Source organism: Parabacteroides gordonii MS-1 = DSM 23371 (assembly GCF_000969825.1).
In the GTDB taxonomy this organism is placed as follows: Bacteria; Bacteroidota; Bacteroidia; order Bacteroidales; family Tannerellaceae; genus Parabacteroides; species Parabacteroides gordonii.
This window is the reverse complement of sequence record NZ_KQ033920.1, coordinates 1-26,647: the sequence shown is the minus strand read 5'-3', so window position 1 is coordinate 26,647 and position 26,647 is coordinate 1. Positions and strand designations below refer to the sequence as shown.

Below are 26,647 nucleotides of genomic sequence, written 5' to 3'. Positions count from 1 at the left end.
AAACTAATTCATCAAAATGAACGATATTAAAGTAATGAACAGAGCAGCGGACAATATCCGCGTCCTGGCAGCGTCAATGGTAGAAAAGGCTAACTCCGGTCATCCGGGTGGTGCAATGGGTGGTGCAGATTTTATCAATGTACTATTCTCTGAGTATTTGGTCTATGATCCTAAGAACCCGGAATGGGAAGGCAGGGATCGCTACTTCCAGGATCCGGGACACATGTCGCCCATGCTTTATTCAGCCCTCGCCCTGACAGGCAAATTCACGATGGAAGAACTGTCACAGTTCCGCCAGTGGGGAAGCCCTACTCCGGGTCATCCTGAAGTAGACATCAAGCGGGGTATCGAAAACACCTCAGGCCCGCTGGGACAAGGCCACACCTACGCAGTGGGTGCCGCTATCGCTGCCAAGTTCCTGAAAGCCCGTCTGGGAGACGTAATGAATCAAACTATTTACGCATATATATCCGATGGTGGTATCCAGGAAGAGATCTCACAAGGTGCCGGACGCGTTGCCGGAACACTGGGACTCGACAACCTGATCATGTTCTACGATGCCAACAACATCCAGCTCTCTACAACCGTAGAAGAAGTAACGTCTGAAAACGTTGCCATGAAATACGAAGCATGGGGCTGGAAGGTAATCACCATCAACGGAAACGACGTAAATGAGATCCGCAAGGCGTTGGACGAAGCGAAAGCCGAAGCCAACCGTCCTACCCTGATCATCGGTAATACCATCATGGGTAAAGGAGCCCGGGGAGCCGACCAGAGCTGTTACGAAAACAAAGTATCCACTCACGGTCAACCCCTCTCTGCTGCCGGTGCATCTATCGAAGAAACAATCAAGAACCTCGGAGGTGATCCTCAGCATCCCTTCAGCGTATTCCCCGACGTTGCCGAACTATATGCAAAGCGTGCCAAAGAACTGGAAGCTATCGTAGCCGAACGTTATGCCGCTAAAGACGCATGGGCGAAAGCAAACCCGGAACTGGCTGAAAAGATGGCATTCTGGTTCTCCGGCCAGGCTCCTCAACTGGATTGGGCAGCTATCGAACAGAAAGCAAACCAGGCAACCCGCGCCGCATCCGCCACTGTACTGGGCATATTGGCCACAAAGGTTGAAAACATGATCTGTTCATCTGCCGACCTTTCCAACTCGGACAAGACAGACGGTTTCCTGAAGAAAACACATTCATTACGGAAGGGCGACTTCAGCGGTGCCTTCTTCCAGGCCGGTGTTTCCGAGCTGACAATGGCATGTGTTTGTATCGGTATGTCGCTGCACGGTGGTGTGATCGTAGCTTGCGGTACCTTCTTCGTGTTCTCCGATTATATGAAGCCTGCCATCCGTATGGCTGCATTGATGGAGCAACCGGTTAAGTTCATCTGGTCGCACGACGCCTTCCGCGTCGGTGAAGACGGGCCTACCCACGAACCGGTTGAACAGGAAGCACAGATCCGTCTGATGGAGAAACTAAAGAACCATAAGGGACACAACTCTATGCTGGTTCTCCGTCCGGCCGATGTCATCGAAACAACAGTTGCATGGAAGATGGCCATGGAAAATACCGCCACTCCTACTGCTTTGATTCTCTCCCGTCAAAACATCACTGACCTGCCCAGCAAAGGCAATCGTTACGACGAAGCTTTGCAGGCTGAAAAGGGTGCCTATATTGTAGAAAGCGACGTAAACCCAGACGTTATCCTGGTAGCTTCCGGATCGGAAGTATCTACCCTGGAAGAAGGAGCAGCCTTGCTTCGTGCCGATGGCGTAAAGGTTCGTGTCGTATCCGTTCCTTCCGAAGGGTTGTTCCGCAGCCAGAGCAAGGAATACCAGGAATCTGTTATTCCTACCGGAAGTAAAGTATTTGGTCTGACCGCCGGTCTGCCTGTCAATCTGGAAGGATTGGTCGGAGCAAACGGTAAGGTTTGGGGGCTGGAATCATTCGGATTCTCCGCTCCTTACAAGGTGCTGGACGAAAAACTGGGCTTCACAGGAAAGAATGTATACAATCAGGTAAAAGAATTATTAGCATAAGAAACATAAGACAAAGGAAGCCCTGTTGTTACGATACCCGCAACACCTCGGTTACGACGATCGTAACAACAGGGCTACCAGTCTGCCTCTAACAGATAAAGATGAAAACACTAGGTTTATGTTGTGACCACGCAGGTTACGAGTTAAAAGAGTATGTAAAACAAATACTGGACTCCAAAGGATTAGCCTATAAGGATTTCGGCACCTGCTCGACAGAGAGCTGCGATTATCCCGATTTCGCCCATCCATTGGCCCATGCGGTAGAAGCCGGGGAAGTATATCCCGGGATAGCTATCTGCGGATCCGGAAACGGTATTGCAATGACTCTGAACAAACACCAGGGAATAAGGGCCGCACTGTGCTGGCAGGAAGATATTGCACAATTAGCACGTGCACATAACGATGCCAACATACTCGTCATGCCCGGTCGATTTATCAGTCAAGAGGAAGCCACTCGCACTGTCGAGGCCTTTCTGAACACCCCGTTCGAAGGCGGTCGGCATATACGACGAATTGACAAAATCCCGTTGTAAAGACAACGGGTATATCATGTAAGACACTATTATGGCAACATTAGATTATATTGTAATAGGGCTATTCGCTATAGCTCTAATTGGGATTATTGTATGGGTATTTAAACAAAAACAAGACAGCTCCGGCGACTACTTCCTTGCAGGCCGTGATGCCACCTGGCTGGCAATCGGAGCTTCCATTTTCGCATCAAACATCGGTTCAGAACACCTTATCGGCCTTGCCGGAGCAGGAGCTTCCAGCGGTATGGCAATGGCACACTGGGAAATCCAGGGGTGGATGATCCTTATCCTCGGTTGGGTATTCGTACCTTTCTACGAACGAAGCATGGTACTGACCATGCCCGAATTCCTTGAGAAACGTTATAACAAAGAATCACGCACCATCCTCTCGCTTATCTCACTGGTCAGCTATGTATTGACCAAAGTAGCCGTTACGGTATATGCCGGAGGTCTGGTATTTAAGGAAGTGTTCGGCATCCAGGAACTCTGGGGCATCGACTTCTTCTGGATCGCGGCCATCGGACTGGTGGTACTGACTGCCCTTTATACGGTGGTAGGCGGTATGAAATCAGTGCTTTACACTTCTGTGCTGCAAACCCCTATCCTACTCCTGGGTTCGCTGGTGATCCTGGTACTGGGATTGAAAGCCGTAGGCGGATGGGATCAGGTACTGGCTGCCTGTAGCCTGACTCCGGCCAACGAATACGGAGATACAATGGTGAACCTGATCCGCGACAACCGCGATCCAGACTTCCCCTGGCTGGGTGCCCTGATCGGTTCTTCCATCATCGGTTTCTGGTACTGGTGTACCGACCAGTTCATCGTACAGCGCGTATTATCCGGAAAGAATGAGCAACAGGCTCGTCGCGGTACCATCTTCGGTGCTTACCTGAAGCTGACTCCTGTATTCCTGTTCCTGATCCCGGGTATGATTGCTTTTGCGATGCAGAAGAACGGGGTGATGATCAATGGCGTTCCTTTCACCATGAGTACGGCCGATGCCGCTTTCCCGTCACTGGTTGCGCAATTGTTGCCTGCCGGATTCAAGGGATTGGTTGTTTGCGGTATCCTGGCGGCTTTGATGAGCTCGCTGGCTTCCCTGTTCAACTCGTCGGCGATGTTGTTTACGATCGACTTCTATAAGAAATACAAGCCGGAAGCGAGTGAAAAGACACTGCTTTATGTCGGACGTTTGGCTACTGTGGTCGTTGTGGTACTAGGTATCCTCTGGATTCCGGTGATGAAGAGCGTTGGTTCGGTATTATATAACTACCTGCAGGATGTTCAGTCTGTACTGGCTCCGGGTATCGCCGCAGCGTTCCTGCTGGGTATCCTCTCCAAACGGACTACTCCGCTGGGAGGTATGTGGGGTTTGATCATCGGTTTCTTTATCGGTATCACCCGTCTCGGCGCGAAGGTTTATTATACGACAGCAGGTGTAGATGCCGGCGACAGCTGGTTTAAAGGGCTGTTCTTCGATACGAACTGGTTGTTCTTCTGCGGTGGCATGCTGGTATTCTGTCTGGCTGCGATTGCCATCATCAGTAAGTTCACCCCGGCAGCTCCGGCAGAACAGATACAAGGGCTCACATTCGGCTCCTCTACCTCGGAACAACGGGCTGCCACCCGTGCAAGCTGGAATAAATGGGATGTGATACATTCCTGTATCATCCTGATGATTACGGCTGCGTTCTATATTTATTTCTGGTAAGAGATAGCAAAAACTTCAATAGCACATACCAATAGGTTCAAGTCTGAAACGAGAACTTATTGGTATGTTTGTTTTTAGCGTCCTGGCAAGAGGAATATTAAGCTATAAAGTCAGGTAATCTTCTTGTACCAATCAAATAACTGTTTATCGTCGGGATAGAGTCTTTCGAGTATCCGGTAAAAGGATTCATCCATAGTATAATCCTTCGCGATAGACAAACGACCGGAGTATTCCATCAAACCAAAGGCTTCAAACAAAACAGACCAGTCTGATACCGACTCATAGTGCAGAACAGTAACACCCGAACCGATGAAATCACTTTGGGGATTTAGCCAAGGTATCCGTTTATTACGCAGGAATAAGTCTTGTCTCTTTCTATTAGAAGAACCAAGCCATTTACAAAAATCCGGAGCAGAGAGAAGTTGTATTTTCCGTAACTCATGTAAAAATGTAAAAGGCAAGGCGGATTTCATTTGTTCATAAACTTTCTCTACTTTGCTCAACCTATTATATTCCTCTCCACTTCCGTAATATGCCCTGGGATAATTAATCAATCCCCCAAGCCTGACAGGTGTACTAAACTGGCTTTTTGTTTCTTTATAGCCGGAAATAAAACGGTTATAAGGGTTACGTACCATCATCAGCAAACGATATTCTTCAAAGTCTGGTACGAAACGTGGTAAATCGTCATAAGAGATATGCCCAAGATCGGTACCATGTTCACGCGAATAAAGTTTCCACCATCGTATCGCCTCTGTGTCACCATATTTCTCCTGATAGATATCTCTCAAAAAAGTACCCCCGCATTTCGGGTTGTGCAAGTAAATTACCTTGCGGCTCTTATCTATTATCATCTATTTTCAACTTTATAGGATTAGCAAATTATAAGTCGTCCACGGATCGGCTCTATTTAACATTTATTCATAAGGGGTATATCAACAACAGTGTCGAGGTCGATATCGACACCTCTGTTGAGTAGGGTGGGAACAACGGTGTTGAGACTAGTGCCAACAAGGGTGTTGAGGCAAGTGGGAATACCGGTGCCGGGCATAGTCTCAACAACGGTTTTCCCATCCTACTCAATAACCGGTTACTCAATAACCGGACGGTCGTCGTCACCCGGATCACTTCCTACGGTCAGCAAGATAGGCAGCTGATAAGTACGCGGTTCCTTCACCACAGAATAGCCCGCACCAGCCTGGGTAGTGATACTCAACAGATATTGTCCGTCGGCCAATGCCGGGATCTGGATAATGATCTGCGAAGTGGTATTCGATACGATCAAACTGGCCTTGACAGGTGTTTGGTTATCTCCATCAGGAGTAAAATAAACACCTACCGAAGAGTCATCACCTTTCAGCAATAAGCCGGAACCAGAAATAATAGCCGGAGCATTCGGTGTAAGCGTCTGGCTGACAGACTGTGTAGTCGAGTCGGTGATATTATTGATAACCGGGCCGGTTTTAGCAATTCTAAAATTGGGTACCAATAATTTGAGGGCATCCAGCAGAGCCTTACCAGGGGTAAAAGTGATACCGAATTTATTCTTATCGGCATTAAATACTGCCGCTTCTTCAAACGAGCCGATAATGTTGAGTAGGAATTGCCCTACACCATCAATCAGACTTTTACCTTCCGCGATAGCTTCAATCTTTTTCTGATCGGCCAGTTCAAGGATATTAAGAATAGTTTCAAAGCGATATTCAGTACGCTCCTTAATGATGCGTCTGGCAATATCGGCGTTACGAACAGTTCCGGTGATGGATACCTTGCCGGAGTAATCGCCGGCTTTTTCTGTCAGTACGTTATCGTACAGGTCGACGGTTAGAATAGTTTTTTCTGCCATGATATTATATTTAAAAGTTTAGTCCGCTGGTTAGACGGAGATAATCCTGTTGTTCATTTAGTAGAAAAAGAGTAGCTAATTGGCTGTTTTTTTCTTGGATTCAATATGGTACACCGCCGTGACGGTAGGGGGAGAGATATTCGATAATGAATCTGCCTTGATGTCGTTTGTTGCTTCTGCATTATATGTTTCAGCCTTTCTGTTATAACGATGCCTGCAATAGCAGATGTTACCAGTATTATGTTTCGCATATTATTCTATTATTGATTAGTCCATGAAGAACTATGTCTATCCCTTGTTTATTCAGGGTATTAAGCCGAAAAAAGTGTTGTTATATATATGTTTTTTCCTCTAAAACGACTATAAGGCAAGAGCCCGGAATCCCGTATTGGTATCACAGGAGAACACACAAAAGAACCCAAAAGGGCTCTGTGAAGCAAAAATATACATAGAACCCCTGATAATTAATCGCATCAACAGTTGGAATCTGCTCATAATTACTATATTTGCATCCACAATAACATAGTTCTTCATGGACTATGTCTATAAAAGCAGCTCAAATCCACTACAAACAAAAGCCCCGCAGATAACATTCATCATCTGCGGGGCTTTTGTTTTATCTTTACATCATAGCCTGATGCTTTTCTTTCTTACGTTTCGTCAGGAAGTTGCGGGCTACCATCGGGAACAGTTCGAGCAACAATACTTCCTTCTCATTTTCGGCAACCAGGACACCTAATTCCTCGATCATAGGATTCTCTTCCATCTCGTAATCGGTGGGATCGTAGAAACACTCTTCCCGGTCGCCGGTTATCTGAAGACGGAATTCCGGGTCGATGGGCAAAGGGGTCTTTCCATATTCACCCCTGACCAGGGCGACAAATGGATAGACAGGCTTCCGGTATAACGGCTCTCCGTTCATTTCACTCAAGGCACTGGCAACTACCTGTGAAGCGATCACCTTGCTTATCGGAGTAACCAATGGCGGTAGGCCGGCATCCATACGTATCCGGGGGATCAGGAGCATGGCTTTCTCCAGAAGCTCGGGATGGCCTTGCTGCTTCAACTGCGATACGATTTGGTTGTACATTCCCAGCGGGATCTGCGATTTCTGTACCAGTTCGTTGGGATCGGGGAAGTTGAAATATTCTTCGATGGCATGGCAAAAGAGGAGCAGGTCTTCTTCCTTGTCCTTGCGGGCGGCTTCGATAGCATCGTTGAAGAAGCGGTCGATCTCGGTAGGCAGTTTATCGGTCAACGGGTCGAAGGGGTTGGGAAGGCAGGTGGCGGAGTCGTAGCCTTTCAGTTCCTTGCGGATCTTGAATAGCTCGGCGTTGATGCGGGCGACGGCTTCCATATCGATCTCCAGTTCGATACCCATCTTCTTACAGAATACATAAATCAGTTCGATGGCGGGAGCGGAACAACCGCCGGCGAAATACCAGATGTTGGTGTCTACAATATCTACCCCGTTGACGATGGCGGAAAGCATGGAAGCCAGACCGTAACCGGCCGTACAGCGGGTGTGGAAGTCGATCGGTGCCTTCAGCTCCTTCTTGAAGAGGCGGACGAGCTCGGCTGTACGCTTCGGTGTGATCAGTCCGTTGGCATCTTCGAGGGTGATGATATCGGCAGTGATATGCTCCATCTGCTGTGCTTTCGTCAGGAAATAGTCGTTGGTAAAGACCGGTTTATGCAGGGAGTGACCGTGCAAAGCGGCTTCGATACGTTCCAGTGCGGAATGATGGGGATCGATGGCATAACAGACGGCACAGTCCACCATAGCACCATAACGATCCGTATATTTGATAGCTGACTTCATATTATCGACATCGTTCATGGCATCGAAAATGCGCATGATATTGATGCCCGACTCGATCGTATTACGGCAAAGACTCTTTACAACGGCATCGGGATAGGGATTGTAACCGAACAGGTCGCGTCCCCGGCAGAGGGCGGCAAGTTTGGTGTCGTTGCCTATCGCAGCCCTGATCTTCTCGAGACGCATCCAGGGATCTTCATTCAGATACCGCATGGAGATATCGGGAACAGCTCCACCCCATACTTCCATTGCATAGAAACCAACGTTTCGATAGAAAGGGAGAACCCGGTCGATCTGTTGCTGAGACATTCGTGTTGCAAAAGAGGATTGCTGACCGTCACGAAGGGTGACGTCGCGGATAGATAGTTTATGTGCCATACTTCTTTTTGTTTAGTTGGTTGTCATACTTTATATATAAAACAGAGGCGTTTAAGATTTGGTTTATAAGGGAGGGGATATAAGAAAGGGCGGTACACAGCCGCCCTTTCAGAAGGCGTTCTTATTTCAAATTCCACCATAAAGGTGTAGTCGTCAGGTCGGCTCCGCCCAGAAGCTCTAATGCTTTCTGGTAGCCTTCCAGGTTATTGGTCTGGATATTGGCCGGATAGCGGTAGCGTTTCGGATAGAACTCGAGACGGCATTCCTTGGCGGTTGCCATTGTCAGCGGAACCTGGTTCAAGGGGTTGTAGTCTTTCTCTACTGCCTGGTTTTCAAAGAAAGGCAAGCCGAGACGACGGTGGTCGCTCCATGCTTCTTCGGGTAACCAGGGTACCTGTGCGATGTATTTCTGGGTGATGATCTTTGTCAATGCATCGTTGTTGTAAGAACCACCCCGGTAGATTGAATTCTTCGGATAAGTATACGTCATCGTCTTATTCTCCTTCGTGTAAGGATCTACATAATTGACAGTATAGGGTTGCGCTTCCGTTGTATGATCGAAGCTGACGGAAGTACCTACCCGGTTGTAATCCGTTGAAGCCAGATATTGGGCGACTTCACTTTCCACACCATGATACTGGAAGCTGACGGTGATACCGTTCTCATAATTCGACTTGGCCGTACCCGGTACAGTCCATCCTTTGACAGCGGCTTCCGCCATCAGGAAGTAGCTTTCCCACGGGCCGAAGAATACGCGTTTCATCGTATTCATACGATACTGCTTGGCAATGGAAGGATAGTTGTAGTTCTTCCCGGTCAGTTCGCTGACCAGACCGGCCAGGTCGTTCCATTCACCGGCCACCCATGTTCCCCAGGTATATTTAGGGTCGATGGAAAGCATCGGTTTCGAATTATCGGAAGGATCCATCAGGTTGACAGTCGTTACGCTGCTGGCCGAACCGATGTAATCGGGATAGACAATACCGTCGTTCCAGCCTACTACACTGAACAGTTTCGGTGCACGCGGATCGACATACTGGGGAATACCGTCGAAATAGAATCCGGCACACGGATCATTCGTATTCAGCGGGAAATGTTTCGAGAGATACAATCCCATATAATCGTGCGGATTCTTCAGATGGCTCTTCAGGGAGTCGGGCACGGGAAATTCCGTACTTCCCAGACCGACAACGAGGTTCTTGAACGTCACCGACATCGGCTGTGCATTCCAGGTACGCGACATAACGCCGGTCAGGTCGCCCCACCCGTCTTTTTCCTGTACGGCAGCCATATCGTCCAGGGTAGCAATAAAGGTCTTGCCGGCTGCATCTTCAAACTCGGTCTTTGCCAGTGCGGGCGAGACGTCGGAGATACGCATGGCATAACGCATACGCAGGGAGTTGGCATATTTCTTCCAGGCATTGATATTTCCGGCATAGAAAGCATCTTCTCCGGCCATATCCGACATATCGATCGAGGGATCGAGAGCCGCTTCGGCTTCTTTCAGTTCACTAAGTATAAATCCGTAGATCGCTTCGACACTGTCGTATTCGGCCGGAACACCGGTGAAGGCGGACAGAGCCGGGATCGGGCCGAAACCGTCGCTGACCTCTGCATTCAGGTAAGCACGCCAGATACGGGCCATCTGTATCACATTCTTATAATAAGGATATTGTTCGGCTTCCCCTTCGGCCACCTTCTTTTCTCCGAGCTCGATGGCTTTGGTGGCCTTGTTGAGCCAACCTACCGCATAAGAGTTACTGAGATAGAGGGTGATGTAGTCATTGTTGTCCGTTCCGATGGTGAAACCACTACCCCGGTTGAAGCGGGCGGCACGGTTCCATTCGGCAATGAAGATACGTTCGGCAATCTCCGGGTTCATCTGTGCCCCGATGATGGAGCCATTGAGGAACCATTCAGGCTTCACTTTGCTTTCGCCCACCTGGTTAGGGTCTTCATTTATCTCCGTAAAATCGTTACAGGAGGAAAACAAAGCAGTTAATGAGAACAAGCCTGCCAGTAATATATTCTTTGTATTCATCTTTATTTGTTCTTAATTGTTGATAATTAGAAACCTACCGTTACATTAAACGTAAATGAACGGCTGGTCGGTGCAGCTCCATTCTCGAACCCTGTCGCATTCGTATTCGTTGCCGAAACCGATTCAGGGTCGATACCCGGCAGGTTGTAATGGATCATCCAAACATTATTACAGGTTGCAGACAGACGCAAACGCTGGAATGGTGTCTTTTTCAGCATCGCCCGGTTGAAATCGTAACCGAGAGTGATGTTACGCAAACGGATATTCGTGGCGTCGTAGGTGTACATTTCCGGCAGACCGTAATTACCGGTCGAACCGATACGTTCCCAGTAGTTCTGCGGAGTCACGGCAACGGTGTTTTCCTTATACCCGTCGGGAGTCTGCACGACAGAGTTCGGAACGACAAAGCTTTCGCGTCCGCCGTTTACCACCGTTCCTGCGGCATTACCGCGTGAATAAAGATTGGAAGCAGTGGCCGAATAAAGATCACCGCCGATGCGGAAGTCGATCAGGAAGCTCAGGTTGAAACCTTTGTAAGCGAAGTTGTTGGTAAGACCCAGCATCCAGTCGGGACTCTGGTTACCTACTTTCGACTTATTGGTCGTGATGAGCGGAAGCCCGTCCTCGCCAACGATCTGCTGTCCGTAATAAGGACTGTTCTTATCCTCTACCCTTTGGAAAGTCTGGCCGTAGATGTCGCCATAGTAACTGCCCTGCACGGCTACGATCTGGATCGCATCGAGGGTCTTGATATCATAGAGGGTGACACCCGGATAGAGGTCGATGATCTTGTTGCGGTTCAGGGAGAACTGTGCCGTGGCGTTCCAATTCAAGCCTTTCGGGTTGTCGAGGATCGCACCGTTCAGGGAGACTTCAACCCCTTCGTTCTGGATATTACCGGCATTCACCTTGCGCGAACTATAGCCGGAGAAGGGATCCATCGGCAGGTTCAGCAACTGGCGGGTAGCGTTGGTTTTATACCAGGCCGCATCCAATCCCAAGCGGTTGTTGAAGAAGCGGACGTCGAAACCGGCTTCCCATGATTTGATCAGCTCACTGCGTACAGTCGAGTCGAAAAGGACATTGCCCGGTGCGGCGGTCGTGTTGCCATTCTCATCCTTGCCCACCGTAAAATTATTGTACAGTTGATAAGGGTCGAGGTCGTTACCAACCTCTGCAAAAGAAGCTCTTACCTTGGCAAAGGTGAACCATTCGGGCATTGAACCGCCAATCTTCGGAAGCATATCGGAGATTACTGCGGATAAACTAACGGAAGGATAGAAATAAGAACGGTTCGCTTTCGACATGGTGGACGACCAGTCATTACGTGCCGTAACATCCAGGAACAGATAGCCGTCCCAGTTCAACTGCAAGGATCCGTAGAGTGAATTCATCTTACGGCGGATCAGTTCGGAAGTGACGGTCGGTTTGTTAACACCGTTGTTCAGGGAGAAAAGGTTCGGCACCAGCAATTCGCCTGCCGAAGCGTTCATCTTGGTTCTTTTCTGCATCATCAGGTTACCCCCGAAAGTAACGAAACCACCCAGACGGTCGATCAGGTTATCTTTACGGGCTGTGGCCAGGAAGCTGTAGTTATTTTCGTAGAATGTTTCCGAACCTTCGTTGTACAGGCCGCGGGGCGATGTGTTACCGCCGGCGTATACTTTTTCGTTTTTGGTAGTTGTATAATAGTCGGTACCGCCTCTCAGTTCGATGTCGAACCAGTTAGTAGGCGCATATTTCAAAGCGACGTTACCTAACAGACGGTTACGGGTATCGTTATTCTGACGGTACTTGGTTACCCAGTAAGGGTTCTCCTGCGGATTCTTGGAAGCGTCCCACCAGATCATGTTGCCCTCTTCGTCGACACTGTTCTTAAACTCCTTCACATTCAGCGAACGTGGCAGGTTATAAATAGTGTTGAATGCATTCGAAGGGTTGACACCCTGGATCGGACGGTTGTGGGCATTCATATTGATATAGTTCACTTTAGCGTCGATCTTCCACTTTTCCGCTTCATCCAGGAAAGTAGTGGCACGCAAGGTGATATTCGTCTTGTTCAGCTTCGACTCGGGAGTGATACCTGCATCGTCCGAACGGTTGATAGAGGTAAACACAGAGGTACCCTTTATGTTCTGCTGGAAACTGACTCCTTCATTGAAAGAAGTCCCGGTACGGAAGAAAGCATCGATATTATCGTATGTCTGCAAAGGCACCTGACGGCCCAGCCAGTCGGTAACCATTTGTCCTTCGGCTTTCGGCCCCCAGCTCAGGCGCGACTGGTTGTCATAAGCGCCGACCGAACCTTGTCCGAAGCTATTCTGCATATCCGGTTTCAGGAAGATCGACTCGGTAGTGATGCCGGCATTCACCGTAATCCCTATCCCCTCGTTCTTCTTCCCCGACTTGGTCGTGATAAGTATTACCCCGTTACCGGCACGTGACCCGTACAGAGCGGCCGCCGAAGCTCCTTTCAATACCGTCATCGACTCGATATCTTCGGGGTTGATATCGGAAAGCCCGTTACCCATATCGGCACCGGAGTTACCCCATACATCATCTACCCCACCGGTGAAGTTATCCATCGGCGTCCCATCGACCACAATCAACGGCTGATTGCTACCGGTCAGCGAGCTGTTACCACGGAGCACGATCTTCGACGATCCTCCTACCCCGTTACTGGAACGGACGATCTGCAAACCGGAGACCTTACCTGATAAGGAGTTGGCAAGGTTAGGTTCACGGGAGGACAATAATTCATCCCCTTTTAACTCCTGCATAGCGTAACCTAATGCTTTCTTGTCACGCTTCATACCCAATGCCGTAACAACGACTTCATCGAGTTTCTGCGTATCTTCCTGCATTTTTACATTCAGGGTCGTCTGTCCGGTGTAAGGAATATCTTGTGTGGCAAAACCAATGAAAGAGATTTGGATAATGTCTCCTTTCTTTACGCCTTCTAGTGTGAAGTGACCGTCCATATCGGTCATCGTACCGTTAGTGGTTCCTTTTATTACAACAGAAGCCCCTGCAACGGGTCCGAACTCATCTTCAACCACTCCCGTAACTTTCGTATCCTGTTGGGAAATGTCAATAGCAGGATTCCCGGTATTCGGATCGGCATAAGCGTTTCCGGTAAAGCCCAACGCGCCCGCCAGGAGAATCATGCTGACAGATTTGAATCTTTTCAACATACTGATGTTTTTTGTTTAATTTATTAGACTAAATGTGTTTGGCGCAAACCAACGTCATTTGGTAATTGAAACAGAAAAAAACAGGAGTTGTTGCAAGATTAACATTAATGAAACAAGAAATTAGGCATAACAAAATAACACTTGAAAAGCAGACATTCCCAGTAAATCATAAAAGATCAGTGATAGCAATTTAGGATTCATCATAATCCGATAATAACTTTTTTTTCTTTTTAGTCACATATTATAAAATAGAAAAGGTAAAGCAGAACAACTAGAAAAAGTTATTCAGACGAAAATCGATTAGATTCCATTATAACTTATTCATCGAATATATAATCATCTGTATTAATATAAATGTGTCAAAACCCATTTTAGAAAACGCAGACTATCTTGATTATGATATAATAATTCAAAATTTTCTGCGTCATCGACATCCGTAATGACTTTTTGACACATTTTCTTTATAAGTTTCTTAGAAAAGATTATCGAGCTATTACCTTTACTTGGTAAACGCCTATTTGTCCATTATTCATTCTTACACCTATTTCAAAATGAACAACCGTACCTGAGGGCCTGTTTAATAGACCAATATCATCCAAATTACCCGTAATTACTAATGTGCTACCTAAATCTGTCCAAGCGAAATTAGGAGCACAGGACAACACTTGTTCATTGGGTTTTGGAACAGTTACAGTAAATGAATTAATCTTTGCATCCGCATAAACAGTTGTCAATACACCTAAATTGACGTAACCACCACTAACTACTTCTACCGCAATAGGCGAAAAATCATTTTCAGCCGATACTGAATTCACATCAAAACAAGAAGAGCTGAATAAAAAGACTACTAATAAAAATATATTTTTCATGTTGCGAGTTATTAAAAGACAATATTAATATAGAAAAAAGGACAAGACCATTGTCGAAAAACTCATGATCCTATCCTTTTTCTTATTTAGTTAGCTATTAAAGAGCTGGACCAGCACCCCACTGAGGAGCTCCTTGATCTTGCCATACACGTTCAGAATTCAAAATAGTACCAGAACCTACAGTATATCCCTGGTCTTTATATGACTGTATCAGAACATCATACATCAAATCTGTGGGTGATGGAGCACTCAAAGCCATACGACGAGGAATGGAGGATACAGGAACCTGACTATAATCTACACGATTGAATATATTAGACCCAATTTTAGGAACACCAGAACGACGGGCGGTTGTATACTGATCGATCGGTGACATAAAGAAGTGCAGAATCTGCTGAATATAAACTTTCTCCAAATCCGTTGCTTTATCTCCAGTCAACTTACATGCATCTTTTGACATCATTGTGTCAATTTCACCATCTTTCAAATCGATAGTTTTTTCATTTGAGTCATAACCATAAGTTGTTCCATAATAAGGAATTTTATTCTTACTTGCTAAATAATCATATTCTTCAACAGAAGCACGAACAGCCTTAGAGAAATAATGATTAGCTTCCTGAGGTAGCGCAGCACCTAACAGTTTAAATTCTGCCAAATATAAATTAACTTCAGCTGTTGTCATATACATACCATACCAAGGCTGGTCTTCGACATCCTGAATAACCGGATCATTCGGACAAGTAGGATATGTAAAATCAACACGGCCATAGATCATTTCCTGATTATACATTGAATATGGTCTGTAAGTATGAGTTTCATCATATTTACAATTAATATCATAATTGAACCAATCTCCATAAGTTCCGGCTTGCTGCCCTGCATTAAATGCCAACGGCAAACCATAATAACGTACCCAAGGTTCACCGGCACCTTTCCATGCTTTAAATTTGTAAATGCCATCTGTTCCTACTTCATAATCAACATTATCCATAATATATTTAGGAACATCTTTTTCTCGTTTAGCATCAAAGAACAACTGAACGACTTTTGAATTCCATGAGTTCTTCGTGAAAACAAAACGAACACGAGGATCACGATTATCAATCATGAAATCAATAACAGATTGAGAAGCACCCACCGACTGCAATACACCATTACTCCAGTGATACGCATAATCATTGCTGGAACTGTTATGAGTAGCCTTATTGAATAAGAAATCATCTTCAGCTCCATCAAGAACGCCACAAGAAGCATTTACCACCTCTTCTGCTATTTTTAATGCTCTCGTCTTATCTTTAGAGATCAGTCGAGCTGCTATTTTTAACTTCACTGAGTTTGCGAGCTTCGCCCATTTATCCATCTTTCCATTGTAAACCACATCTTGTGATGAGACAAAAATTTGATCAGATGAAGTTGTAAAACTTTTTATAGCATTGTCTAATGTTGTCAACCAAAGATCATACAGTTCCTGAATGGAGTCATATTTAGGAGTCAATGTACCACCGTGTGCAGCTTGTGCGGCTTCCGTATAAGGTATATTTCCAATAAAGTCTGAGTCGTAAATGCCCATATAGATACATAACACATCCAATGCTGCAGCGTATTGTTCATACTGAGCACTTTCTTCAGGACTCATTGTTGAACGAACATATTTCACCTCATTTACATATTTCAAAACCTTAATACTTTTGAAACCCTGGAAAGAGGCTCCATCTGCAATACTAGATGTAACCCCACCTGTAGAAACAGCAGTTTGTATCCACTGATAAATTTCAGAGGCATTGTAGAACCAATAAGTATAATCCGAGGGTTCAAAATCCAGAACTCCTTGTGCAAACAAATAGCCAGGATTACCTTCTGTAATGGAAGAGGGATCTTGATTTACATCTGCAAAATCATCCCTACAACTTGTACATAGCAAAGAGATACCCGCTAATGTTGCAGCTAATAATGCTTTATATTTTTTCATGTTGTAATCAATTAAAAATAGTTATTACTTATATTTATACTTAGAAACCTACATTTACAGTAAATGTAAAGCTGGAGGTTACACCTGTATATGAACGTACGCGAAACTCTGCTGCTGCTGTACCAGATATAGATTCCGGATTCTCACCACTAGGCATTGTGTTCAGTAAATACCCCAAGTTATGGCCACTTAGAATCAAATTCACATGTTTAGCTTTAAGTTTATCACAGATATTTGAGGGCATACGATAGCTTAAAGAGATATCACGTAATGCAATATAATTCAATTTCTTTATCCAGTCGTCGTTAACTACGCCATAGTTACGTCCAGCCATTGTCCAGGCATTATTTCTATATAACCAGGCTGAAGCGTGAGTTGGTTCGATAACTCCTTTATTAACCAGGTCCTGATAAGATTCACCTGCAGAAGAAAGGCCACTGCCTCCAACAGTATAAACGCTACCATCAGGTTGTGTAATTGCTGTTCCTGAAGGAAGAATACCTTCGGGAATTATACCATCATGATACGTTTTACCATCAAATTTAGAAGTCCATGAAACACCACCATGCCCCGGAGCATTTTTCAAAGAATTTTCAGTAAAACCATATGCAGTACCATAGCGTGAATTATAAGAAGCTACATAACCACCGAAACGCATATCCAAAGACACACTCAAGGCCCAATTCTTATATTTCAAACCTGTTGATACAGAACCTAAAAAGTCCGGCAACATAGACCCTACTTCTTGTATTTCAGCCTCATTACGTAAGTAGTGAGAACCTCTATTTGAATCTCTCCAAGCCAATACCGGTAAACCAGATTCTTCATCATACTTTAATCCACTATCAGTAAGCAACAAACCATAAGCAGAACCTACTTTTGCCACAGAACCTACACGATAATTACCATAGCCTATATCTCCATTTAATGAAATATAGTCTGCAACATTTTCATGTAAAGAAATGATCTTGTTCATATTCTTTGTCCAAGTGAAATCCAAAGTCCACTCCCAGTCTTTGTTTCTAAAAGGTACTGTATTTAATGCTAATTCAATACCTTGGTTCTGAATGTTACCTGCATTGATCAATTGATTACTGATACCTGATACAGAAGGTACAGCAATACTCATGATCTGGTTCTTTGTATTTTCTTTATAATAAGTAGCATCGATTCCAATCCGATTATCTATAAAACGCCAATCAATACCGATTTCCCAAGCATTCTTACGTTCAGGTTTCAAATTCTGATCATAAGTAGAAGAAGGAACAGATAATCCATAATAATTACCATTTGCAGTAGTTGAAGTATTCAATGAATAAGCAGTATTAATAGTATAAGGACTCGTATCGTTACCTACTTGCGCCCATGAACCACGGATTTTTGCAAATGAAACCCAATCTGGTAACTGATCTCTATAAGTCGAACTGATCAACCATGAACCATTTACAGAAGGGTAAAAATAAGAATATGTCCCGTGAGTATCGCTGTAAACCAGAGCAGAAGACCAGTCATTACGCCCGGTTACATCCAAAAAGACCTGATCTCTCCAACTAACACCAGCTTGAAAAGCAACTGATAACATGGTCTTTGTCCCTGATATTTTTGCTGTATAATTCGGAGTTTGTTTTGAATTTGCAATAAAGAATTGGTTAGGAACAATCAAACCACCCTCTGTATTCATTGTTTGTTCCTGAACAAAATTATGGTAATACTCACCACGTAAAAAACCATTGAAAGACCAATCGCCTACTGTTTTGTTAACTAAAAAATTGGCATTAAGATTTGTCTGTTCTTTTGTGTATAAGCCCATTTCATACTTACCACCTTCATTTGCATACCCGGCACCTGGTTGTTTATTTTCAAAACGAGTGTAGTAATAATTATAATTTGCTTCCGTATTAAACTTTAACCAGTCAAGAATATCGATATTCAATTTGATAGTCGGACGAACTGATGTTTCTTTCTTAGTATAATCATTTTCGTAAATATTCCACCAAGTTCCTAAACCAGGATAAACACCGTAAGGATCACCATATTTAGAATCAGCTTGTCCACCATGAGATCCTTTATATTTATCTTTTGCAGTTGTAGGATCATACATTCTTCCCCATGTTCCGTTCACGAAATTTTCACCGATATTGATCGGGCTATTCTTCGGAGTGGAATTAGCAAACGCCATGCTGGCATCTAACTTTATTTTCTCAGTAATTTTATGAGATGCTTTTCCCAAAAAGGATATACGTTGGAAACTATTATTAGGTACAGTACCGTCTGCATATTTATAAGAAAGAGATGTATAGAATGTCGTTTTATCGTTTCCACCGCTAATAGCCACATTCGTATTTGAATTGAAACCTTTCTTATAAGCCTTTTTAAAATTATTCTTTACCGGACTGTAAGGACGGATAGATCCATCGTAATATTCAATATCACTTCCATCAAAAGCCGGCCCGAAACTCATCCCCTCATCAGGAATCAAACTATGGATTCCGTTATTTGTTGGGAACTGATTATGGTTATCATAAATATAATAGTTGCCGTTAGCATCTTTATCTCCATAACCCACAAAACCGGAAATTGTACCGTTACCGAATTCATTCTGAAGATTAGGAGTAGAAGTTACCGCATCAACACCAAATGTCTGAGAGACTTCTATTCCCAAACCTTTCCCGGATTTCCCGGATTTCGTAGTTATAACAACGGCACCATTTAACCCCCGAGAACCATACAAAGCTGTTGCTGCTGCACCTTTCAACACAGAAACAGATTCGAAATCATCAGGATTCAAATTCTTCAGTTCATTACCATAGTCATTACTATTTCCATCCCAGTCCGGATTACCTTCTTTAATAGAGTTATCCATAATAACACCGTCTACAACATAGATAGGCTGATTGTTCTTACCTAATGTAGACACACCACGAATCAAAATCTTTGTAGAACCAAACATTCCACCGTCTGACCCAGAGATTTCAACACCAGCAACCTTACCCTGCAAAGCAGCTACAGGATTAATCAGATTGGCATTCAATTCATCCCCTTTCATCTCTTTCATCGCATACCCCAGGGACTTTTCCGAACGTTTCATACCCAAAGCCGTTACAACTACCTCGTCCAGCTTTTGAGTATCTTCCGATAATTTAACAGAGAGAGAAGCTTGACCGGTGTACTTAATTTCCTGAGTAGTGTAACCAATAAAAGAAATTTGAATAACATCTCCGTTCTTTACACCTTCCAATGTAAAATTACCGTCCATATCGGTAATATTACCATTGGTTGTTCCTTTAACAACTACTGATGCTCCAGCTACAGGGCCGAAATCATCTTCAACTGTACCTGTGACTTTCCCGTCTTGTTGGGAAATAGCGGTACCAGGCCTAGCTGGTAGCAGGTCTGCATAAACACCCATAGGGAAACTTAATGCACCAGCGATCAGAACTAAGCTTACAGGCTTAAAGTTTTTCAACATAATTGATGGTTTTATTAGAACATAAATAGACACTGTTTTGGCGAAACAAGAGTCTTTAATACTAGCTTTGGATATAATTCATAAGAATTATTTAGAACTTGGCGTATTTTCAGTTGGCGTTATTACTTAGTTCTAAAAGAACTCTGTACATTTAACAAATGCAATATGCTGATATATTGATTATTACAGTTTTTGCAATACGATAATTAACTATTTTATCAGGCAAGAAAAGGCATTATATGACGATTCAATCAGTCAAATTATTAGGAAATATTAATTAATGGCTTCGATTTTATTGAAGAATTGAGTGATTTAATTCCATTTATGTGAATTTAAGTAAACACATACTACTATTGATTAGCCGACTTAAAAGGGAAGGAATGTTGCCGACTTGATTTACTTATATATAGAGTTAGGTTGGTAAAGAAGAAATATTTAGAGAAAAAGTGGTGTGCCAAATCTTATTACTGAATGCCGATGATGCAGAATACGCAAAATATTGTAGACTTATTTTTGACACACCACCTTCTCATTTATAATCCCAGGCAATAATTGACTAATGTGATGACATCTTTCGGATTCTTCATGTCTGTCTTCTTTTCTTTGATATAAGTTTCGATGAGGTTCTCTTTGCCGGGAAAGAGCTTTAGTAACGATTTTTTATTCTTAAATTTGAGAGGGGTACCATCACGAAATATACAATATTCATTTTGATTGGCGAGTTTGTTTACTTCTGTATATTGATTTTCGTAAACCCCGTAATTCAACTGGTTAGTGTTTAAACTTTCCACTTTAGCCTGCTGAGTTACGCCGAAAGCATTTTTATATCCCTGGGAAGCATTCTTCAACAACCAGTTTACACCGATAAGACCATTCGGGATCTGTATAATCTCATAATAACTCGATCCGGTCGGAATGAATTTGGAATTTCCAATATAAACCGTATCAATCTGGGCAATGTTGGTCAGGAGCATTTCTTCCGAGCCGTTTTTGAACATCATCTTCTGATTGCCGGCATCATAATTGAGCTCTGCAGGAGTCTTGGAGTTGTTCTTCATTAACACCACACCTTTCGAGTAGTCTTCGAAAAGCATCTGACGTTTCTTTTGTGCATTAGCACTGCCTACAGTTGCTATACAGCACAGGATGGTGATTAGCAGGTATGTTCTCATTGTGGTAGAATGTGTGAAAGAGTAGTTGCTTCTTAAGCAACTACTCTTTGTGGTTATTAATAAATCAAATTAATTTTTCGGACCTTCTCCCCATTGCGGAGCTCCCTGATCCTGCCATGTGCGTTCAGTGTTCAAAATAGATGTATTTGCATCTCCGGCACCGGTAATGGTATAACCTTGTGCTGCATAAGCATCCCTTTGAATCTGATACAACTGGCTCGTTTCATTAGGTACACCTGTCTGGAAACGACGCGGGAAGTTAGTAACAGGAATAGCACTGTAATTCTCACGGCTGATCAATTGTGAGTTGAATTTAGGTAAACCGGAACGACGGGCAGTTACAAACTGATCGTAAGGATACATGATGAAATGTATCATTTGCTGTAAATAGACTTTTTCCAATTGGTCGCTGGTAGAACCGGTCAGGTTGTAATCGGGAGAAGCCAACATGGCGTCGATTTCACCGTCTTTCAGTTCGATAGAAACTTCGTTCGGATCATAATCGTAAGTTGTTCCGTAATAAGGTATCTGATTTAGTCCGGCTGTTTTGTCATATTCCTGAACAGACAGTCTGATACCTTTTTTGAAATAATCTTCTGCTGTACCAGGTAAATTAGCTCCTAACAACTTGAACTCTGCCAGATACAGGTTTACTTCACTACCACCCAGATACATTCCGTACCAGGGACGGTTTTCTGTTCTGGTGATTACCGGACCTCCCGGAACTGTCGGCAGGGTAAAGGTGTAATAACGTCCGATCACCATCATATGTTGATACAAAGAGTATGGACGATATGATTTTGCACTTTGACCGTTTGCATCGGTAATTTGATAACGGTTACTATAATCAAACCATTCACCGTAGACAGCCGAATTATTGGCAGCATTATATTCAACCGGAAGACCTTCATAACGTACCCAAGGTTCGCCTAATCCTTTCCATCTTACAAATGTTTTCTTTCCGCTGGCATCTGTAGTGTATTCAACGTTTTCTTCAATATAAGAAGGGATAGCTTTCCCCTGATTGTAGAATTCCTGAATGATTGTCGAGTTCCAATCGTTTTTCCGGTAACAGAAACGAACGCGCGGGTCCTTGTTTTTAAGCATGAAGTCTACTACACGCTGGCTGGATGCTCTTCCATCCATAAAGCCATTGCTCCAGTGATAGATATAATCATCACTGCTTGAGTTTACAACACTTTTATTAAACAACATGGCATCTTCCAGTGAATCGATATAGCCACAGGAGGCATTTGCTACTTCCGAAGCGATTGTCAGCGCTTTCGCTTTATCTTGATGTATCAGGCGGGCGGCAATTCTTAGTTTCAAAGAGTTAGCCATTTTAGCCCACTTTGTCAGATCGCCTCTGTAAACGATATCCTGATTGCTTGTGAAAATCTGATCCGTAGCCGTTGTAAATGTCGTGATAGCTGCATTCAACTGACTTAACCACAGGTCATACAAATCGGCAATTCTGTCGTAAGCCGGAGTCAACGTACCACCATGCAGAGCATTACCGGCTTCCGTAAACTGGATATCACCATTGATATCGCTGCTTGAAATAGCAAGATAAGCTGTGAGAACATCCACACAAGTAGCAGTTGCAGCATGTTTGGCTGATTCTTCTTCACTCATGTTCGAGCGCAGATAGGTAATTTCGTGTGCCAGTTTTAATGTATTCACATAGTTTACACCACCTGTAACAGTTGTCAGTGCGGTACTTTCAACAAAACTACCGGTAGGTACAGCCATCTGGCTCCATGCCGTCAACATAGGGGCATCGTAGAACCAAAATGTATAATCGAAAGGATCGAAATCCATAACAGCTTTTGCAAACAAATAGGATGGCTCGGCCTTCGTTACCTGCGAAGGGCTGGAGTTGATATCCGCGAAATCGTCACGGCATCCGGTGGTGCAAAGCAAGGCTACACCCAATCCGAATCCCATTAATATATTATGATAATTGTTCATGTCTTAATTAATTAAAAGTTTCTTTTTCAGGTTTAGAATCCAACATTAATAGTAAATGTGTAATTAGCAGTCAGACCGTTGAAAGAACGGATACGGAACTCGGAAGCAGATGTACCGCGGACAGATTCCGGGTTGATCTTATTCGGCATTGTATTCAGCAGATAACCCAAGTTACGTCCGGATACTGATAAATTCAAGTGCTGGGCTCCCAGTTTGTGTGCAATCTTGTTCGGCATTCTGTATGATACGGTGATTTCACGTAAAGCGATATAATTCAACTTTTTCACCCAGTCGTCATTTACAGTACCCGTACTCCATGCATTATTCCAGTAATGCCATGCGGAAGCGTGTTGCGGGTCAACAAGTCCTTTATCATGTAAAGCCTGATACGTTTCGCCGCCATCGGCTACGATATAAGAAGTTCCGTTCGGCAGAGGAATAGACGTTCCGCCTTCAATTAATCCGACAGGGATTAAACCATCATGGTAAGTCTGACCATCCCAGATAGAGGTATAAGTCATACCACCATTTTCAGAATCACGCCATTTCAAAGAACTTTCAGTGAAACCGTATGCCAAACCGTAACGGTTTGCGTAAGAAGCTACATAACCTCCGAAGCGCATATCTAACAAAGCACGCAGGCTCCAGTTCTTATAAGTAAGCGAAGTACTTACAGAACCCAGGAAGTCAGGAACCATCGAGCCGATCACTTCCGCTTCGCCGCTACGCTGGTAATACATGGCATGCATACCTCTATCGCCACCGTAATAAGATGTCGCATTCAATACAGGCAGACCTGTTTTTTCATCGATTTTGGGTTTAGAGTCACTCATCAATACACCATAAGATTCTCCAACTTTGGCAACCGAACCAACGCGGTAGTTACCATAAGCAACCTCACCACTCAAAGTGATATAATCGGCTACGTTAGGATGCAACTCTATGATCTTGTTGTTGTTTTTGGTGTAGGTAAAGTTCAACCCCCATTCCCAATCTTTGTTTTTGAACGGAATTGTATTCAATGCTATTTCAAGACCCTTGTTCTCGATATTACCGGCATTGATATACTGGCTGCTGATACCTGAAATACTTGGAACACTGATAGACATAATCTGGTTTTTTGTATTTTCCTTATAATAAGTAGCATCGATGCCGATTCTGTTTGAAAGGAATCGCCAGTCCAAACCGATTTCCCAAGCGTTCTTACGTTCCGGTTTCAGGTTTGTTGAATAGGCCGTAGTCGGAATACTTAATGCATACACATTAGTTCCACCTTGTAATTGGGCAGTCAACAATGAATAAGCCGAGTTGATTGTATAGGCATCCGTATCATTACCAACCTGTGCCCATGAACCACGTAGTTTGGCAAAAGATATCCATTCAGGAAGTTGATCACGGAACGTTTCGTGAGCCAGCCAGGATGCGGAAACAGACGGATAGAAATAGGAGTAGTTACCATGAGCATCAGAATAAACCAGGGCAGAAGACCAGTCGTTACGTCCGGTTACATCCAGGAATAACTGATCTTTCCAGCTGGCACTAGCCTGGAAGGATAATGATAACATTCTCTTTTCTCCTTCAATTGCACCACTGTAAGAAGGTGTATTGATGGAGTTAGCTATAAAATATTGGTTAGGTACAACCAGACCGCCATTCGTATTTTCAGCCATCGTCTGTTGAATATTATTGAAATATTCACCACGGATAAAACCGCCGAATGTAAAATCGCCTACACTTTTGTTGAAAGTGAATGCGGCATTCAGGTTGGTTTGTTCCTTAGAATATAATCCCATTCCATAATATCCGCTATTAGTGTTCGCATAACCGGTACCGGGTTGTTTACTTTCGTAACGTCTGTAGTAATAGTTATAGTTACCTTCGGCGCGAAATTTCATCCAGTCGGTTAGTTCCACGTTCAACACTAATGTCGGACGAACGGATGTCTCTTTCTGTGAATAATCATTTTCATAGATGTTCCACCAAGTATCCCTTCCCGGGTTACTACCATACTCGTCACTGTAGTTAGAACTGGCCAATCCTCCGTGAGACCCTTTATAACGTTTGCGGAAGTAATTCGTATCATAAGTACGTCCCCACGTTCCGTCTACAAATAACTCACCAATATTAGGCTGGGCATTTTTAGGGTTCGAGTTAGCGAAAGAAATAGATGCTTCTACTTCTACTTTGTCGGTTATCTTATGAGATGCTTTAGCCAGGAATGACGTACGGTCGAAACTGTTGTTAGGCAATGTACCGCTGGCATACTTATAAGACAGAGAGGTGTAGAAAGATGTTTTCTCGCTACTACCACTTACTGAAACATTCGTATTGCTGTTGAAACCTAAGTTGTACGCATCCTTAAAGTTGTTCTCAACCGGGCTGTATGCAATAGTCGAATAATCATAATTTTCGATATTGCGTCCGTCGAATGCCGGCCCCCAGTGACGACCTGTTCCATCACGAAGCGTTGGATCTCCTGCAGAGTTCAGATTGAACTGTCCGATGTTGTCATACAGATAGTAATTCCCGTTTGCATCGGTTTCTCCATAACCGACATTACCGGTGTACTGTCCGCGACCATACTTGTTTTGCAATTTAGGTTGTTTGAACATGTGGTCGATACCGAAAGTCTGCGAAACATTCACACCGATACCTTGTTTACCCTTACCAGATTTAGTAGTGATAACGACTGCACCATTCAAACCGCGTGAACCGTAAAGAGCTGTAGCGGCCGCACCTTTCAGTACAGATACCGTTTCAAAATCATCCGGGTTCAGGTTCTTCAACTCGTTACCGTAGTCGTAGTTGTGGGCTGTCCAGTCTGCATCACCATCTCTGATGGCATTGTCCAGGATAACGCCATCCACTACATAGATAGGCTGGTTGTTCTTACCCAGAGTAGAAGCACCACGGATCTGGATCTTGGTAGCACCGAACATACCACCGTCGGAACCTGCAATTTCAACCCCTGCCACTTTACCTTGTAAAGCAGAAACCGGGTTGATCGCGTTGTTCAGCAGTTCTTCACCTTTTAATTCGGTAACAGCATATCCCAATGCTTTCGTTTCGCGTTTCATACCTAAAGCGGTAACAACCACTTCGTCGAGAGCTTGTGAATCTTCTTTCAATTTTATACGAAGAGAAGACTGACCGGTATACCTGATCTCCTGTGTGGCATACCCAATAAATGAAATTTGGATGGTTGTTCCGTTTTGTACACCTTCCAAAGTAAAATTACCTTCCATGTCGGTAATTGTACCATTTGTGGTTCCTTTCACTACGATAGAGGCTCCGGCAACGGGACCGAAGTCATCCTCTACTACCCCGGTGAGTCTCCCGCTTTGCTGGGAAATCCCGGTACTTTGCTTACTTGGCGTCAGATCGGCGTACACATTTCCGGAGAAACTGAGTGCTCCTGCGATCAGAACTAAGCTAACAGGCTTTAAGTTTTTCAACATAATTGATAGTTTTTAGATTACCGAAGTGTTATTTTGGCGAATAAGCACTTCTTTGTTTAAAATGATATATAATGTATAAGTCTTGTAATTTAACGTCTGTGTGAAATTGTGTTTCTTTCTCTTTTTTCGTCTCCCTAGTTCTAAAAGAACTCTGTACATTTTATATCCGC

The 26,647-nt window shown here is 44.1% G+C and carries 14 protein-coding genes; 3 read left to right on the top strand and 11 right to left on the bottom strand.

Annotated features, from left to right (window positions below):
• Positions 1–16 precede the first annotated feature (16 nt).
• The 3 genes from HMPREF1536_RS17125 to HMPREF1536_RS17115 all read left to right on the top strand — a co-directional run bounded on the left by HMPREF1536_RS17125 (position 17) and on the right by HMPREF1536_RS17115 (position 4,288).
• Positions 17–2,044: a transketolase family protein gene (locus tag HMPREF1536_RS17125; RefSeq protein WP_028726838.1), complete on the top strand. Its 2,028-nt coding sequence runs from the start codon at positions 17–19 to the stop codon at positions 2,042–2,044.
• Between the two features lie 101 nt (positions 2,045–2,145).
• Positions 2,146–2,577, top strand: a complete 432-nt coding sequence (gene rpiB, locus HMPREF1536_RS17120) for a ribose 5-phosphate isomerase B (RefSeq protein WP_028726839.1) — start codon at positions 2,146–2,148, stop codon at positions 2,575–2,577.
• Positions 2,578–2,608: 31 nt separating this feature from the next.
• Positions 2,609–4,288, top strand: a complete 1,680-nt coding sequence (locus HMPREF1536_RS17115; protein ID WP_028726840.1) for a sodium:solute symporter — start codon at positions 2,609–2,611, stop codon at positions 4,286–4,288.
• 110 nt (positions 4,289–4,398) lie between these two features.
• Here the strand turns inward: HMPREF1536_RS17115 and HMPREF1536_RS17110 are convergent, their stop codons facing one another.
• The 11 genes from HMPREF1536_RS17110 to HMPREF1536_RS17060 all read right to left on the bottom strand — a co-directional run bounded on the left by HMPREF1536_RS17110 (position 4,399) and on the right by HMPREF1536_RS17060 (position 26,477).
• Positions 4,399–5,142 carry a sulfotransferase family 2 domain-containing protein gene (locus HMPREF1536_RS17110; protein ID WP_028726841.1) on the bottom strand — a complete coding sequence of 248 codons (744 nt, stop codon included), beginning with the start codon at positions 5,140–5,142 and terminating at the stop codon, positions 4,399–4,401.
• Between the two features lie 236 nt (positions 5,143–5,378).
• Positions 5,379–6,134: a DUF4469 domain-containing protein gene (locus HMPREF1536_RS17105; RefSeq protein ID WP_028726842.1), complete on the bottom strand. Its 756-nt coding sequence runs from the start codon at positions 6,132–6,134 to the stop codon at positions 5,379–5,381.
• A 622-nt stretch (positions 6,135–6,756) separates the two neighbouring features.
• Positions 6,757–8,334 (bottom strand): carboxylase, encoded by a 1,578-nt coding sequence (locus HMPREF1536_RS17100; RefSeq protein ID WP_028726843.1) that lies wholly within the window; start codon positions 8,332–8,334, stop codon positions 6,757–6,759.
• A 121-nt stretch (positions 8,335–8,455) separates the two neighbouring features.
• Positions 8,456–10,375, bottom strand: a complete 1,920-nt coding sequence (locus HMPREF1536_RS17095) for a SusD/RagB family nutrient-binding outer membrane lipoprotein (RefSeq protein ID WP_028726844.1) — start codon at positions 10,373–10,375, stop codon at positions 8,456–8,458.
• Between the two features lie 26 nt (positions 10,376–10,401).
• Positions 10,402–13,569 (bottom strand): SusC/RagA family TonB-linked outer membrane protein, encoded by a 3,168-nt coding sequence (locus tag HMPREF1536_RS17090; protein ID WP_028726845.1) that lies wholly within the window; start codon positions 13,567–13,569, stop codon positions 10,402–10,404.
• 482 nt (positions 13,570–14,051) lie between these two features.
• On the bottom strand, positions 14,052–14,438 hold the full coding sequence (locus tag HMPREF1536_RS17085; RefSeq protein ID WP_028726846.1) for a hypothetical protein: 387 nt from the start codon (positions 14,436–14,438) through the stop codon (positions 14,052–14,054).
• A 97-nt stretch (positions 14,439–14,535) separates the two neighbouring features.
• Positions 14,536–16,407, bottom strand: a complete 1,872-nt coding sequence (locus HMPREF1536_RS17080) for a SusD/RagB family nutrient-binding outer membrane lipoprotein (RefSeq protein WP_028726847.1) — start codon at positions 16,405–16,407, stop codon at positions 14,536–14,538.
• A 40-nt stretch (positions 16,408–16,447) separates the two neighbouring features.
• Positions 16,448–19,876 carry a SusC/RagA family TonB-linked outer membrane protein gene (locus tag HMPREF1536_RS17075; protein WP_028726848.1) on the bottom strand — a complete coding sequence of 1,143 codons (3,429 nt, stop codon included), beginning with the start codon at positions 19,874–19,876 and terminating at the stop codon, positions 16,448–16,450.
• Positions 19,877–20,409: 533 nt separating this feature from the next.
• Positions 20,410–21,048, bottom strand: a complete 639-nt coding sequence (locus HMPREF1536_RS17070) for a hypothetical protein (protein WP_028726849.1) — start codon at positions 21,046–21,048, stop codon at positions 20,410–20,412.
• Between the two features lie 69 nt (positions 21,049–21,117).
• A complete protein-coding gene (locus HMPREF1536_RS17065) occupies positions 21,118–23,019 on the bottom strand; it encodes a SusD/RagB family nutrient-binding outer membrane lipoprotein (RefSeq protein WP_028726850.1) in 1,902 nt (633 codons plus the stop codon).
• A gap of 32 nt (positions 23,020–23,051) precedes the next feature.
• Positions 23,052–26,477: a SusC/RagA family TonB-linked outer membrane protein gene (locus HMPREF1536_RS17060; protein WP_028726851.1), complete on the bottom strand. Its 3,426-nt coding sequence runs from the start codon at positions 26,475–26,477 to the stop codon at positions 23,052–23,054.
• Positions 26,478–26,647 lie beyond the last annotated feature (170 nt).